The organism is Paenibacillus sp. FSL M8-0334 (assembly GCF_038000405.1).
GTDB classification, from domain to species: domain Bacteria; phylum Bacillota; class Bacilli; order Paenibacillales; family Paenibacillaceae; genus Paenibacillus_AQ; species Paenibacillus_AQ campinasensis.
In genome coordinates, this window is the sequence record NZ_JBBOCH010000001.1 from 365917 (window position 1) to 381246 (window position 15330).

At 52.2% G+C, this 15330-nt stretch carries 16 protein-coding genes and 1 other RNA gene; 2 read left to right on the forward strand and 15 right to left on the reverse strand.

What is annotated here, in order from left to right; translation table 11 throughout:
• Positions 1-14 precede the first annotated feature (14 nt).
• The gene (locus MKX64_RS01670) at positions 15-686 is read right to left on the reverse strand and encodes a TerC family protein (protein WP_095263142.1); all 672 of its coding nucleotides are present in this window, start codon (positions 684-686) and stop codon (positions 15-17) included.
• 136 nt (positions 687-822) lie between these two features.
• Between MKX64_RS01670 and MKX64_RS01675 the strand changes: the two genes are divergently transcribed.
• On the forward strand, positions 823-1512 hold the full coding sequence (locus tag MKX64_RS01675; protein WP_341035247.1) for a TerC family protein: 690 nt from the start codon (positions 823-825) through the stop codon (positions 1510-1512).
• 177 nt (positions 1513-1689) lie between these two features.
• Here the strand turns inward: MKX64_RS01675 and thiI are convergent, their stop codons facing one another.
• From thiI to MKX64_RS01705, 6 genes are all read right to left on the reverse strand, one after another.
• The gene (thiI, locus tag MKX64_RS01680) at positions 1690-2931 is read right to left on the reverse strand and encodes a tRNA uracil 4-sulfurtransferase ThiI (RefSeq protein WP_095263140.1); all 1242 of its coding nucleotides are present in this window, start codon (positions 2929-2931) and stop codon (positions 1690-1692) included.
• Between the two features lies 1 nt (position 2932).
• Positions 2933-4093, reverse strand: a complete 1161-nt coding sequence (locus MKX64_RS01685; protein WP_155617289.1) for a cysteine desulfurase family protein — start codon at positions 4091-4093, stop codon at positions 2933-2935.
• Positions 4094-4246: 153 nt separating this feature from the next.
• Entirely contained in the window at positions 4247-4924 is a 678-nt protein-coding gene (locus MKX64_RS01690; RefSeq protein WP_445670812.1) for a lytic transglycosylase domain-containing protein, read from the reverse strand.
• 198 nt (positions 4925-5122) lie between these two features.
• The gene (locus tag MKX64_RS01695; RefSeq protein ID WP_095263138.1) at positions 5123-5497 is read right to left on the reverse strand and encodes a hypothetical protein; all 375 of its coding nucleotides are present in this window, start codon (positions 5495-5497) and stop codon (positions 5123-5125) included.
• A 35-nt stretch (positions 5498-5532) separates the two neighbouring features.
• Positions 5533-5757, reverse strand: coding sequence for a DUF1540 domain-containing protein (locus tag MKX64_RS01700; protein WP_095263137.1), 225 nt, complete (start codon positions 5755-5757; stop codon positions 5533-5535).
• Between the two features lie 187 nt (positions 5758-5944).
• Positions 5945-6451: a YpuI family protein gene (locus MKX64_RS01705; RefSeq protein WP_095263136.1), complete on the reverse strand. Its 507-nt coding sequence runs from the start codon at positions 6449-6451 to the stop codon at positions 5945-5947.
• Positions 6452-6696: 245 nt separating this feature from the next.
• Between MKX64_RS01705 and MKX64_RS01710 the strand changes: the two genes are divergently transcribed.
• A complete protein-coding gene (locus tag MKX64_RS01710; protein ID WP_095263135.1) occupies positions 6697-8619 on the forward strand; it encodes a S8 family peptidase in 1923 nt (640 codons plus the stop codon).
• A gap of 99 nt (positions 8620-8718) precedes the next feature.
• Here the strand turns inward: MKX64_RS01710 and MKX64_RS01715 are convergent, their stop codons facing one another.
• The 8 genes from MKX64_RS01715 to MKX64_RS01750 form a co-directional block, all read right to left on the reverse strand.
• Positions 8719-9003: a hypothetical protein gene (locus MKX64_RS01715; RefSeq protein WP_095263134.1), complete on the reverse strand. Its 285-nt coding sequence runs from the start codon at positions 9001-9003 to the stop codon at positions 8719-8721.
• Positions 9004-9195: 192 nt separating this feature from the next.
• An RNA gene (gene rnpB, locus MKX64_RS01720) (RNase P RNA component class A) lies at positions 9196-9601 on the reverse strand.
• Positions 9602-9690: 89 nt separating this feature from the next.
• On the reverse strand, positions 9691-10806 hold the full coding sequence (locus tag MKX64_RS01725) for a Nif3-like dinuclear metal center hexameric protein (protein ID WP_095263133.1): 1116 nt from the start codon (positions 10804-10806) through the stop codon (positions 9691-9693).
• Positions 10782-11540, reverse strand: a complete 759-nt coding sequence (locus MKX64_RS01730; RefSeq protein WP_095263213.1) for a tRNA (adenine(22)-N(1))-methyltransferase — start codon at positions 11538-11540, stop codon at positions 10782-10784. The genes MKX64_RS01725 and MKX64_RS01730 overlap by 25 nt, the downstream gene beginning before the upstream one ends.
• Positions 11541-11542: 2 nt before the next feature.
• Positions 11543-11737, reverse strand: a complete 195-nt coding sequence (locus MKX64_RS01735; protein ID WP_341035248.1) for a hypothetical protein — start codon at positions 11735-11737, stop codon at positions 11543-11545.
• 76 nt (positions 11738-11813) lie between these two features.
• Positions 11814-12938, reverse strand: a complete 1125-nt coding sequence (rpoD, locus tag MKX64_RS01740) for an RNA polymerase sigma factor RpoD (RefSeq protein WP_095263132.1) — start codon at positions 12936-12938, stop codon at positions 11814-11816.
• A gap of 41 nt (positions 12939-12979) precedes the next feature.
• Positions 12980-14797: a DNA primase gene (gene dnaG, locus MKX64_RS01745; protein ID WP_095263131.1), complete on the reverse strand. Its 1818-nt coding sequence runs from the start codon at positions 14795-14797 to the stop codon at positions 12980-12982.
• A 42-nt stretch (positions 14798-14839) separates the two neighbouring features.
• A complete protein-coding gene (locus MKX64_RS01750) occupies positions 14840-15313 on the reverse strand; it encodes a YaiI/YqxD family protein (RefSeq protein WP_176475460.1) in 474 nt (157 codons plus the stop codon).
• Positions 15314-15330 lie beyond the last annotated feature (17 nt).

The window sequence follows — 15330 nt, forward strand, 5'->3', positions numbered from 1 at the left end:
CGCTTTCACTTATGTCACCCCTGCCGTTTGTCCTGCCTGGTCAAGCTGGCCAGGCCGCCGAACAGCATCACGGCGAAGGCGACCAGTACCGGCAGCACCGGGAACAGCTGCGGCATCCAGACGGCCAGGAGCTGGCCTGTACGAGCATCCTGGACTATCATCTCGCCTGCGGTATATGACAGAACCCCCGCGCCGATGTACAACAGCACCGGAAAGCGGTTCAGCAGCGACGAGATCAGGCCGCTGCCCCAGACGACGATCGGAATGCTGAGCACGATACCGATAACAATTAATGCAAAATCGCCATTGGCAAGTCCGGCAATCGCGAGCACATTGTCCAGGCTCATCACAAAATCCGCGATCAGAATCGTATTCACGGCAGACCATAAGCTAAGGGCGCCTGATACAGTGACCTCGTCCTCCGCCTTCGGCATCATCAGCTGAAACGAGATCCAAATCAGCAGAAGAGCCCCACCGGCCTGCAAATAAGGCACTTTCAGCAGAATCACCGCCGCAAAGGTCAGGAGACAACGCAGCACAACAGCCGCTATCGTACCGATCCATACCGCGCGCCTGCGGCTTGTCTCCGGGAGGTCCCTGCTCGCCATTGCGATGACAAGGGCGTTATCGCCGCTTAACACAAGGTTAATCATCAAAATTTGTCCCAACAGCAGCCATGTCTCCACTCTAACAACACCCCCATGACATACACATATGTGGGGGATGGTCAAGCTATGCTTGCACAACGATAAAAATAGGCCTATAATGAATCCGCCTTTTATTTTGTTATATATCGGCCGTCCTAAGAGGAGTGACAGAACATTGGAAACTACAGCCGAGTTTTTCCTTTCATTACTGAACATCATATTTCTGGACCTGGTGCTGGCAGGCGACAATGCCATCGTGATCGGCCTTGCAGCCAGAAATTTACCGCCACAAACCCAGAAAAAAGCCATCCTGTACGGAACAGGCGGCGCTGTCATTCTTCGGATTATAGCCACCATCCTCGTAGTGTGGCTGTTAAATATCCCTTGGCTTCTGCTCGTTGGCGGAATCCTGCTTGTCATTATCGCATACAAGCTGCTCGCCGATGACAACAGCGATCACAGCCAGATCAAAGCCGGACAAAGCCTTGGCGGAGCGATACGCACCATCATCGTGGCCGATGCCGCAATGGGGCTGGACAACGTGATTGCCATTGCTGGCGCCTCCAAGCACAATACGCTGCTCGTGGTCATCGGCCTGCTGATCAGCGTGCCAATCGTGGTCTGGGGCAGCACATTGTTTATTAAGCTGATCAACCGGTTTCCGTGGATTATCTATGTAGGCGCAGCCGTGCTCGCATATACCGCATCTTCCATGATCACCGATGAGCGGCATTTTGTTCTTTATTTTGAGACGCATCCCGTTATTCACTACCTGTTCATTGCCGTCATTATTCTGGGCGTGCTGACCGCAGGACATTTGCGCCGGAAGCATGCGCATCGTCCTTCATCAAGCCCGCAGCATTGAACGATGGACCCACAGAACAAGTCTGCTGAGAGAGGCAGCATCCGCTGTAAACAAGCACAAAGTGCGAGCGTACCCTGGATTGAACCCTGGGATTGCACTCGCACTTTTGCGTTATATAAGATAAGCGATGAATCGCATTCTGATGCCTGCTCTTGTCCGGAATCTACTTGTCCGAAATTAGAACCATTCCTCCTGAACGACCGGTTCACGGCTCTCCTTGCCGCTAATCCGGCTTATGTCGGTATCCGGTTTGATAATCACCGTCTCCGTCGCGGCAATCGCGGCTTCAATCAGTTCCGGAAGCCGTTCAAGGGAAGCCTCCACCCTTTCCACGACATGAAGATTCGGATTCGTGGTCGGGGATTTTGGCACAAAGAGGGTACAGCAGTCTTCATACGGAAGAATCGAGGTTTCATACGTCCCGATTTCGATGGCCTGGTTGACGATGTCGTTCTTGTCCATCGTGACCAGCGGGCGCAGAATCGGCAGCTCCGTCGCTCTGCCGATCACATTCATGCTGGCCAGCGTTTGGCTTGCTACCTGGCCGAGATTATCCCCTGTCACAATCGCCAGCGCACCAGACCGCTCCGCAAGTGCGGAGGTGATTCGCAGCATCGCCCGGCGCATCAGCGTAATAATCATATTGTCCTGGCCGTTGCCGACAAAGGAAGTTTGCACCTCGGTAAACGGAACTAGATGCAGCTTGATCCGGCCTGCATAGCGGGATAGGATGCGGGTCAGCTCGATGACCTTCTCCTTCGCCAGCTGGCTCGTGTAAGGGTAGCTGTAGAAATGCACACACTCGATTTCGAGCCCGCGCCGCATGGCCGCCCAGGCAGCTACAGGGCTATCGATGCCGCCGGACAACAGCAGCATCGCCTTGCCGTTACTGCCGAGCGGGAATCCGGCCACTCCCGGAATCGTTTCATAATACAGATAAGCTCCGTTCTCCCGAACCTCGATGCGCAGCTCTATTTCCGGCTGCTTCACCTGCACCTTCAGATTCGGATAAGCGCGAAGCACGGGCGAGCCCACCAGGTGGTTCATCTCTTGGGAGGAATGCGGGAATGCTTTCCACACTCTTCGGGCATTCACTTTAAAGGTCGTGCCTTCCGGCAGTTCCCGCTCACTCAGAAAATCAAGCGCCGTTTCAATGATCGCATCCAGATCCACCGGACATACCCGGACCGGGCTGACCGACACGATGCCAAATACTTTCCGCAGCACCTGCGTTAACTCCTCCGCAGATTCCCCGTTCAGCTCAACATACAGCCGTCCGTATTCCCGGATAATATGGACCTTCGGATACGGCTTCAGCACCGCCTTGATATGGGTGTATACCGTTTTCTCAAAACGGTTGCGATTTCTGCCCTTCAGCGTAATTTCACCGAAACGCAGCAGCAGCATATCGTATGTCATTTTAATTCGTAGTCCCCTTTCTTTCTATAAAAGGCCGCAGTTTTCCCGTCGCGGTTTTCAGTGCATCAATCAATCGCTCGGCATCCTCCAGCCGATGATGGCGGCCGAGACTGATCCGGATGCCAGACGAAGCGATGGACATGTCCTTTCCCATCTCCAGCAGAACCCGACTCGGTTCGCTCAATTTGGACGAGCAGGCCGATTTCGTGGAGACCAGCATCCCCAGCTCCTCTAGAGCATGGACGATGACTTCCGGTTTCACGCCAGGGTAAGAGAAATTCATAATATGCGGCGCACCTTCCCTGCTGCTGTTCATGACCGTGCCTGGAATTTCCGCGATTTCCTGAAGCAGTTTATTCCGGATCAGGGAAGCTTGACGATAAAATTCCGGCTGCCGCTCACGTCCCAGCCTCATCGCTTTGGCCATGCCGACCGCAGCCGCCACATTCTCCGTACCCGCCCGATGCCCGTTCTCCTGTTGTCCTCCGGACAGTAGCGGGAACAGCTCCACGCCCCGGCGAACATACAGCACGCCGATGCCTCTGGGGCCATTGAATTTATGCGCTGACAACGTATATAGATCCGCCTGCCAGTTCTTGAGCGACACTTCCAGCTTGCCGAAGCCTTGCACCCCGTCGATATGAAACAGCGTTCTGTGGTTGCGTTGTTTAACCGTTTGGCCGATCTCCATCAGGGGTTGAACCGCACCCGTCTCATTGTTGACATGCATGATGCTGACCAGTACGGTGTCCTTGCGAACCGCATCCGCAAGCGCCTGAACATCCACCCGTCCGTTGGCATCAACCGGCACGTATGTCACCTCCCAGCCAAGCTGCTCAAGCTGGCGGAAGCTTTCATAGACGGACGGATGCTCGGTTCGAGTCGTTATCAGATGTTTGCCCCGGCTTTTGTACTGGAGGGCCGCTCCTTTTATTGCCATATTGTTGCCTTCGGTTGCACCGGAGGTCAGCACAATTTCCGAAGGCTCCGCCTCCAGCGCTGCCGCACACACCTCGCGTGCTTTCTTCAGCAGCTTCGCAGCCTCCTCCCCGTATTGGTGCAAGGCCGATGGATTGCCGTAATGTTTTTTCATCACTTCAGCCATCGTGCTCACAACGTCGTCATCCGGGGGAGTTGTTCCTGCGTGATCCCAATATATCAAAGGTATTATCCCCTTTCGTCCATCCTTTAAAGTTCGTCCAGAATTATATATTTACACAAAAAGATCAAACGGTAAAGCGCACCCCGCCCAAACAGGCAGATGGGATATGCTTCTCGTTTGATCCCCGACTTCTCATTATTCAACAATGATATCCTAAATGGTATAACTCCGCCGCGCATCCATGACCTTCTGGACGTACGCCTGCGTTTCTGCCGGCAAAGCATGGAGGTTAGCCATAAGCTCCTCGTTCGACGTGATGCCGAGCGATGCTACGCGAGTAGGTCCCGCATTGTACGCAGCCAGCGCAACGGCCACCTCACCGCCGAATCTCTGCAGCAGATTGGACAGATAGCGCGTGCCGCCGTCAATATTTTGCACCGGGTCAAATGAATCGCTGACACCAAGCCCTCTGGCCGTGCCGTCCATGAGCTGCATCAGGCCTTTGGCACCCGCGTGGGAAACGGCATTCGGATTAAAAGCCGATTCGATCTGAATAACCGACTTGATCAAAGAAACCGGAACGCCATATCGTTCACCTGCTGCTGTGATGAGTTCCTCAAAGCTCGTATACCGGGTGTTCTCCGGCTGGAAATCCTGTACACGCTCCATGGAAGTGTCTATCTTCCCGAGTTGCTGCCACAGCAGTCCGTCCTCGTAAGTGACGCCAGGAGGCAGGCTACGAATCGTTCGGGCAGTCTGCTCCGAGGATTCCTCGTTCACCGCTTGCTGAAGAACATCGCTGAACCGGACCGCCGTTTCTTCCGTACTGGAACGCGTGGCCCGCTGGGTTGCTGTCGTTTGAACATAGGTTACCGGATCGATTTGCATCATATGGATCACATTCTCTCCCGTTATGATTGTTAAAATCTATTTTACATCGTTTTGGTACAATCTGCTATACCATTTCGTTAAATTTATGTAACACCTATTGGAACCATTCCAGATGAAAAAAAGCCGAAGACCAGGCAGTTAACCTGTCTTCAGCCGAGAAGAAATGTGAATAAGCGTTGTCGCTTTAATGTTTGCCGTTTAACGGGCAAATGGAATCAGGATAAAATAGCTCAGCGTTGCGAGCACGCCGAGGCCAATCCCCCAAGCTCCCATCGTTCGACTGCCTTTGTTATAAGCATAATAACCAACTACAGCAGCGATCGGGCCAAGAATGACAGACCACATGAACAAGGAGATAATCCCTAGTACAAGTCCGACATATCCGACAGTTCTGCCTGTACTCAGATCTGCTTCCGGTGAAGCCTCCCGAACCTCTTCCTTCCGTTCGTAAGTTTGCACAGGAGACGCGACTTCAGCTGAAAATTCCTCACGATGATCTTTGCGCGGGAAATCAACCCGGTGACGCTTCCCCTCGATGACCTTCATCCCTGTGTTGCGTCTTTTTTGATCCATGATTTGACCTCCATTTCCTGTAAGGTGATCATCGCCTATTTCTTCGGCTTAAATGTCAAGCAGCAGGTGGCAGACGATTGCTCGGCCACATCGCGGTGGTTGTTCATAAACGTCTCTTCCCCGTATTCTTCATTCAGCTTCACGTCGGCATGACGGTCAATCTCAATCATAATCGTATCGGCTTTGCACACATTTTGTTCTCCCCAATAGTGACAGTTGCTTACACTACATTTAACCAATGTTTTGGCATCGATGGCCATTTTGCATCACCTCGTCAACATTTTCTCCCCAGCGGTACCCCCGTATGCACAATCCGAATTGTCAGTTGGTGTTAACCGCAGCAATCTTCGGTCAAATGCAAAAACCGGACCTGCAAACAGGCCTCTTATAGCCTGCTGCAAATCCGGTTGATCATAATCGATATAAGGTTAGATGTATATCTGCCGTCTAGGCATGGTTTCTTTCCGATTGCAAGCGACGCTCGGTCAGATAATCGCTCTCGTAATAAGCCAGATCATCGCGCAGCTCTTCAAAAATTTTGGTAATGCTCATAATAACGTCCCGAGCCGGACGCACCGGTTTTTTGCGGAAACGAATGGCATCCTGCCCTGTATAGGCGTAACGGCCATCCTCGGAGTAGCTTTCATTCTTCGGATAAAAGAAATTGTTCACGCAGCGATGATACAAGTTATACAAAGCCTTCTCGGCAAATTCGGCATCAAAATTAGGGCGACGTTCGACGACGCCAAGCTTTTCATAGGAAACCTCCGAAAACACAAGCAGATGGCGAACATCCGAAAGAAATCCTTTGTAGAAATGAGCGGTCTCTTCATCCTCATCCTGAACCAATTGAGGCAACGCATGTTCATTCAAAAATGCTTCCATGATCGAAATAGCAGATTTCAACTTTTGTCTTGAGTCTGAGCATAACTTTTGAAGATTGTCTGCTGGCATTACGGTAGCTCCCCCTTAAATGGTCGTAAACCTTCGGCCGAAGCCGTCGGTCATTCTATTAAATATTATCCTATCACAATTTCCGGCTTAACGAAATCCCTATAATGAATACACTTTCAAGGATATTTTATCCGGCTTCGACCCGACAGAAAACAAGCCTGATCCGAAGCATCTTACGCATAAAATAGCGCTCCTCTTCCCACGCTAAGAGCACATCAACGAATTACGGATTGGAGGAAGCAACTGTGAGATCACGCCTATTATGGACGATCGCGGGCATCTCCGCTACGGTGGGCATCTTAATGTTTTTCCTGTATACGCCCGGAGCGCCCGGAACGCCAGGCCCTAGGCAGGCCGCCCAGGAAGAACCCCGAGCGGTGACGCCCCATCAGGAACAAACAATCAAGCAATCCACCGTTCATAACGACATCCTTGCAACAGACCGATTGAACCGTCAGGATGCGAGGCAGCATTTGCGGGCCATGGCAAACAACAGCCAATTGCGCAAGCCCGGCCAAATTCAGTCGTATGCCGCAAAAGAGCAGCGTACTCATCCGCATTTTGTCCAAGTCAAGTGGTTCCAGCTCGATAGCAATCAAGCGACAGATGTGAACGGTAAACTTCCGCAGCTGAAACCGCAGGATCAGGAGCTGATTAACCATCATTTCAAGAAGGCCCGGCAGAAGCTCAAGCGCGGAGAAGCCTACGAATCACCGAAATTCACCGTGGGTGGACAGCCCTACGTGATCGTGGCCGAGCCTTCCGCTGACAGGAAGATCGGTGCAGCCGCATTGATCAATGAAGCGGTGCTGCAGAAGGTGTCTCATCACCAGAAACGTAATCTGCGTCTGATTCCGTATCCGAAGGAAGGTAAATTCCGGGTTGAGTCGATCCATGCGGACACCCTGCGCGACATCACTGTGAAAACTGGCCATGACAACGAAAAAGCGAGCCATTTTTACGAAAATGAAATCGTGGTTTCCTTTCGGAATCCGCCGTCCGAGCAAGAGCTTGAAGCCATCTCCAAAGACATCGATTGCGGCAAGCCCCGCAAGCTCGGATATGCTTATGTATTTCGTTCCAACCGCCTGGATTATAAAGGGCTGCGTCAATATTTCGAGAAGAAATGGCAGCCGAAATATACCGAGCCTCACTATATTTATTTAACCAATGATCTTCCCCGTCAATCGGCCCGTTCCCGATCTGGCGCAGCCAACAGCGAAACGGTCAATATACCGAATGATATTCTGTTCTCGGAGTATCAGTGGAACTTGCCGGCCATTGAAACGAATCGCGGCTGGGATCTGTCCAAGGGGAGCGAGGATGTCATCATCGCCGTCATTGACACCGGGGTTGACCTGAATCATACCGATCTGGACGGTCAATTCGTTGAAGGATACAACGTTGTTGATCCGGAACAACAACCGATGGATGATGTAGGGCATGGAACGCATGTGGCTGGCATCATCGGGGCTCTGGTCAATAACGGCGAGGGTGTGGCAGGCATCAGCTGGTATAACAAAATTATGCCCGTCAAGGCACTGGACGCCTCAGGCACCGGAACGACCTATGCGGTCGCCGAAGGGATTATTTGGGCAACCGATCACGGTGCGAAGGTCATCAACATGAGTCTCGGCAATTATGCTGACTCCCAGTTCTTGCATGAAGCGGTTAAGTACGCCTATGACCGTGACGTGGTCCTGATCGCCGCCTCGGGTAATGACAATACCGAGCGCCCCGGATTTCCGGCGGCTTACCCCGAGGTGCTGGCCGTAGCGGCAACGGATGCCAATATGAATCGCGCCGAGTATTCCAACTATGGCGATTATATCGACATTGCCGCACCGGGAACCAATATCGCCAGCACCTTTCCGGGGAACCAGTACGCCGCGCTTTCGGGCACCTCAATGGCGAGTCCCCATGCTGCAGCTATGGCGGGACTTCTTCGGTCCCTGAATCCGGAGCTTACGAATCGGGAAGTGATGGAGCTCATGACCACGTACACAATTGATCTGGGCAACAGAGGAAGGGATAAATATTACGGAAGTGGCCAGATCGACATTTATGAGGCGCTGAATGCAGCGGCGGGAAATAGCCAAACTCCCGTTCAATTATGGCCGCAAAATGTCATTAACAGCCTGCTGGAAGAACTCCGGCGTCTGCGTTAACAATGACCGACCGTTCAAGCAGCTTTTGCCATCCATACCGGCAAAGGCTGCTTGATGCTGTCAATTCAGCGCCTTTAGGCAAATGCGAACCCGTACCGATTAACGCTTTCTGCGGGCGCGGCTGCCTGCACGCTTCTTGGCTGCTTTCGTTCCGGATACAGAGACAGGGCCGACAGGGCCGCCTACGCCAACAGGACCGGTCTCCTCATACGTGTAGAAATGCTGCTCAACCGGACAGCAGTGCACCTTGTCTACCACTTTGATGGGATGTATGACAGGAACAAGCTGCGGAACATAGTGATCTCTCACGATGACAATCGGGTCGCACACGATCGGTGATACAGTCGGGCATCCTTGCCCAGGGCATCCTTTTCCATAGGACATAATTTAAGCATCTCCTTTCCTTTGATGATTACAGCTTATTAGACCAGGGGCCATTTGGTATGGACGTTTGTCCCTTTAACAATATCTTCTTCAAGAACAGGTAAAAGCGCACACCTCTTGCACCCAAGCGGGCGCAGGAAGTGTGCGCTTCATTTCATGTTATTCATAAAAATTGTAGAGGCCGTCTGCAGTTAGGAAAGTTTGCCATAAGCCGGGTTCTGTGCTCTTGGTGGTCATAACGGGAACTACCCTGCCACATGAAGCGACAATCATCTATCTAGGCCTACCATTACTGATAGGCTCCAGCGACCAACCCGAACGCGCCTCGGGCAAAGGCTGTCTCCTCGAAAGAGACTGCGTTCCATTAGGTCTTGCTCCAGGTGGGGTTTACCAGGAACGAAGTCGCCAGCGTTCCTCGGGGTCTCTTACACCTCGGTTCCATCCTTGCCTGTGCTGCCATACAGCAGCCATCGGCGGTCCATTTCTGTGGCACTATCCTTCAGCTCGCGCTGACTGGACGTTATCCAGCACCCTGCCCTGTGGAGCCCGGACTTTCCTCTCGCGGTGAAACACCGCCAGCGATTGTCTGTCAAACTTTCCGGACGACGTTCATATTATACAGGAATTCGATAGGCGGCACAAGACACAAAAGATTGGTAATAGCTCAAAATAATGCCGCACCCCGCGTTACATAAACCGGAATGGCTCCGTATTGATTTGAGACGGAACGGCCTGGGTCTCGTATTTTCCATCCTGGAATTTCTGCTGCAGCCACTCGGCCACTTTGGCCTTCATAATTTTCTCAGCATTATGCCCCGGATCAATCATCGTCAGGCCGGCCGCCAGTGCGTCCTGAGCCGTATGATAATCTATGTCGCCGGTGACAAGCACGTCTGCCCCGCGGAATAGTGCCTTGCTCATATATCGGCCGCCAGAGCCCCCGATGACCGCTGCTTTCCGAATCACGCGGTCCGGTTCCCCTACGACACGCACGTGAGGAACGTCCAGCTTCTCTTTCACCACTTCGACCAGCTCCGCCAGGGTCATCTGCTCCTTCAGCTTCCCTACCCGTCCGAGCCCGAGCGATCGGCCCTTCAGATCCATCGGGTACAGGTCATAGGCCACCTCTTCATACGGATGGGCCTTCAGCATAGCCTGAATGACTTTATGGCGGACACCGTGCGGAACAATCGTCTCGATCCGCACTTCGTCAGCCCGCTCTATCTTGCCATGGGAGCCGATATAGGGGTCGCTTCCCTCTCGCGGCATATAGGTGCCAAACCCTTCAATGTTGAAGCTGCAGTGGCTGTAATTGCCGATCCAGCCGGCGCCGGCGCCCAGCACGGCATCGAGCACCTCCTGGTGATGACTTTTCGGAACAAAGACTACCAGCTTGGACAGCTGCTCATTGTGCAGGTCATGAATCGGCGACGTATCTACGATCCCGAGCGCTTTGGCCATCCAATCATTCATGCCGCCCTCGGTCACATCCAGGTTCGTATGACTGACATAGACAGCAATGTCATGCTTGATCAGCTTCTCATATACTTTTCCCATCGGAGAATCCGTCACCAGCTGCTTCAGCGGGCGATAGATGATGGCATGGTGAGCAATGATCAGCTCTGCACCCAGCTCAATGGCCTCATCCACAACCTCCTCGTTCACATCAAGCGCTACGAGCACGGTCTTGATCTCCTTCTGCAGCGTTCCGAGCTGAAGGCCGATCCGATCCTCGGGTTCAGCGACCTGCTTTGGAGCAAGCTGCTCCATATATTGAATTACCGTTTGTCCTTTGGCAAGCATGCCAGCACCTCCTGAATGACATTCATTTCTGCTTTCATATCCTCTGCTTTCTCAGCTGCTGCCGGAAGTTCGGAGCGAGACAATGAATCCAGAATACGTGCCATCTTGTCCAGCTCTAATCTCCATTTGTCATAAAACACCGGTTCCGGCTTCCGGGTCAGCCAAGGGCCGAACCGAAGAAGCCACTCCCGAGTCAGCATGGACCCTCCGGGCAGCACACGTTCCTGGTAAACCTCATCATTGGAGATCGCCGCAGCGGACTCCGGCTCAGCTACCAAAATCTCGTAGATCTTGCCGTCCTCCTCCAGGATCAGTTCCTGAATGAGAACCCATCCCCGTTCATGCAGCCAGACTCGAAGCGTATCCTCGCCTACGTTAGGCTGAAGCACCAGACGGCGCACCGAGGCCAGCTTGTCTACTCCGCGGCCCAGTATAGCCGCAATAAGGCTGCCGCCCATGCCCGCAATCGTTATCACATCCGCCTCACCAGGGGCGATGACGTCGAGGCCGTCCCCTTTGCGAACGTGGATAACTTCTGTCATCCCGGATTCCTTAACTTGCTTCAGGGCAGCCTCATAAGGCCCGGGATTCACTTCCCCGGCCACCGCCGATACTATCACGCCCTGCTGTGCCGCAGCGACAGGCAGCAACGCATGATCCGACCCGATGTCGGCCAGGCGGCTCCCGGCCGGAATCTGCTCAAGTATGAGCTGTAATCTTCTTGATAGCTTCACAATCATTCCCACACACCATTCATTAAATTATTGACGATTGTCCATAAAATTACCGTACCAGACCCTACAACAAACTGCAAACCCTCTAAATTCGCGTTCAAGTTTTCAATATTTTCCCAGCCAGGAATGACTTCAATCATTTGCAATGCCTGTTGAAAAGAGCTACAATTAAAAGCAAATGAAGGAATTATTTCCATAACGAACTAAATTTCCTGGCCGCTACGGAAAGAAAAAGACCTTGCTGCCATCATGCAGAAGGTCCCAGGAATCACGTTATTCGAGGAAATCTTTCAATCGCTTGCTTCGGCTTGGATGCCGCAGCTTCCGAAGCGCTTTGGCCTCGATCTGCCGGATCCGTTCACGCGTAACGCCGAACACTTTACCGACTTCTTCAAGCGTTCTGGTGCGACCATCGTCCAGACCGAACCGAAGGCGCAGCACGTTCTCTTCGCGCTCTGTCAGCGTATCCAGCACGTCTTCCAGCTGCTCCTTCAGCAGCTCATAGGCTGCCGCATCGGCGGGTGCAAGAGCCTCCTGATCTTCGATGAAATCGCCAAGGTGGGAATCATCTTCCTCACCGATCGGTGTTTCGAGCGACACAGGCTCTTGGGCAATTTTCATAATTTCACGAACTTTCTCGACGCTTAGCTCCATCTCTGCTGCGATTTCTTCAGGGGACGGCTCACGTCCGAGCTCCTGCAGCAGCTGTCTGGAGACACGAATCAGCTTGTTGATCGTCTCCACCATATGCACAGGAATCCGAATCGTTCTTGCCTGGTCGGCTATCGCGCGAGTGATCGCCTGACGAATCCACCAGGTCGCGTAAGTGCTGAACTTGAACCCTTTTTTGTAGTCGAATTTCTCAACAGCTTTCAGAAGACCCATGTTCCCTTCCTGAATCAGGTCCAGGAACAGCATCCCTCTGCCCACATAACGCTTGGCGATGCTGACAACGAGCCGCAGGTTCGCTTCCGCCAAACGACGCTTCGCATCCTCATCCCCCTGCTCGATACGGTTCGCGAGTTCAATCTCATCATCCGCAGACAAGAGCGGCACGCGTCCAATCTCTTTCAGATACATCCGCACTGGATCGTTGATTTTAATGCCCGGCGGCAGCGCCAGCTCATCGTCGAACGAAAAATCCTCGTTATCATGAGACTCATCATCTGGCCGATGAGCTCCGTCATCGTCATTCTCATTCACCACATCAATGCCCAGATCGGCAAGCTGCTCATAGAACTCCTCAATCTGCTCGGTGTCCTGATCAAATGGCGACAACTTTTCCATAATATCTTTATAACTCAATACGGATCTCTTTTTACCCTGTTCAATTAGTTGTTCCTTTACCTGATCCAGCGTAAAATCCGTTTCTAGTTCAGTATGCTGATCATTCGCCATCTTTCGACTCCCTCCTCCCTAGAAACAGTAAAGCTTGGCCTTCATTGTCTTTCTAGGGCGATAATCTCACTTGCAATTTGGGCGGCTCGCAAATAATCACCGGAGCGTTCCGCCGCAATCATTTCTTCTTTTTTCTGATCGATCAATTTCTGCTGGGGGTACTTCTTCACTTCTCGTATGCAGTCGTCAAGCACTTGAACATTCCAGTCCGCCGGCGCTTCCATCATCATGATCGAGCTGACCGTCTTCTCCAAACGATCATCGTGCAGAGATGACATAAAGCGGCTGATATCCGGAGCTTTCCCCTGTGCGTAATAAGCATATAGATAAGCAGCAATGGCTGCATGATCTTCAATATTAAATGATTCCCCGAGGTGTTCGCCTACATAACGTGCGGCCTCTGCATCCTGAAGCATCAGGGACAGCAGCCTTCGTTCTGCTGCATGATATGCGGGTAGAAGGACAGGTGCAGGCTGACTCCCTTTTTTATGCCTACCATTATTCCACCGATTTCCCTTATTATCCCCATCCCCCATCTTTTTTTGCATGGACTGCCTGAGCAGGTTGCAATCCTGCTTGAGGCTTTCATACGAAAGATTCAACTCGGATGATAATTCCCTCAAATAAACTTCCCGTTCGGTTGAGGAATGCAAAGCGGCGATAATGGGAAGCGCATCTTTGGCATAAGCAATTTTGCCATCTTCTTCTAGCAGTATATGGTTTTTCTTTAAATATATAAGTTTAAATTTTGTCGTGGAGACAGCCGTCTCCATCACATGTCTGAATCGTTCAGCCCCGAATTTGCGGATGTATTCATCCGGGTCGAGACCATCGCTCATCAAAGCAATTTTCACCCTGAGGCCTACGCCTTCCAGCAGCGGTATCACTTTCATGGCCGCAGCCATTCCGGCTTTGTCCCCGTCATACACGATAACGACTTCGTCGGCGATCGACTTCATCAATGCCGCCTGATTCTCGGTAAGCGAAGTGCCCATGGTGGCCACACCGTTGTGGTAGCCTGCCTCCCAAGCCGAAATGACGTCTCCGTAGCCTTCAAATAAAAGAAGCTGACGCGATTTGCGTATGGACGCTTTCGACTGATGCAGATTGTACAACGTGCGGCTTTTGTTAAACAGCAGCGTTTCCGGGGAATTCAAATACTTCGGCTGACCTTCCCCCAAAATTCTTCCTGCGAAAGCGATCACATTGCCCGTACGATCATGAATCGGAAACATAATGCGTCCCCGAAAGCGGTCGAGATACCCGTCCTGTTCATGTCTCGCGGATAATAAACCGCCCTTCTCCATCTCCTTCAGGTCAAATGATCGTTTCTCAAGAAATTGTACCAATGTGTCCCAGCGGTCCGGCGCATAACCGATCTGAAACTGATCGATCATCTTGTCGCTCATCCCGCGGGATCGCAAATACCGCATCGCTTCCGTGCCGTGCTCGGTATTTTTCAGCAGGAAGTGATACAGCTTGGCGCTCAGCTCATAAGCTTCCAGCAGTCGTTCCTTCTCCGGATTTCGAGGAATTACGGGAACCCCTTGCCCTTCCGGCATCGAGATATCATTCTCTTCGGCCATGGTCTTAACGGCTTCGGGGAAGGAGAATCCTTCGATTTCCATTCTGAATTTAATGGCGTTTCCGCCTTTACCGCAGCCATAGCAATAGAAAATCTGGCGCTCCGGCGTAACCGTAAAGGATGGGGTCTTTTCCGAATGGAAGGGACATAAGCCCTTTAAGTATTTCCCCTGCTTCGTAAGGTTCACGTATCTGCTGACCGTATCCACAATATCGGCCTTGGCTAGCACCGCCTCGATGACTTCATCCGGAATACCGCCTTGTCCGGTACTCATCCAAACCACCTTCATCTCTGTTAGCACGTAAATAAGTATTCGCTACAAGTGGACATTCTCCTGCAACTCTGTTAAAAGTTTTGTCAGTTTATGTTGAAAAAAACTTCGGTCTTCATCAAGCAGCTTGCGAGGACCTTTGCCGTATTTCCCAGACCTTCTGGCCTTCGCCGCATGATGTCTGGAATCCAGGAGAAAATCGATGTCTTCATTGCGAAGCAGGCGCCCGCGAAACGATATGACATGACAAGCCTTGGCCAGTGCAAGCGCAGCCAGTCCATAATCCTGGGTCACCACAACATCCCCGCGGTGAATATGATTGGCGATATACAGATCCGCGCTTTGATCGCTTCGGTCCACCTTGACGACAGCAACGCCTTCTTCAGCCTGCAGCAAATGATCGTAAGACGACACAAGAACCACAGGCACGCCAAAAACGCGAGCGGTCTCAGCAATCTCCTTCTTGACCGGGCATGCGTCCCCGTCAACTACAATCCGTGTCCCCGTAGCCTCGTTCATTCGCCTCACCTGCTTCT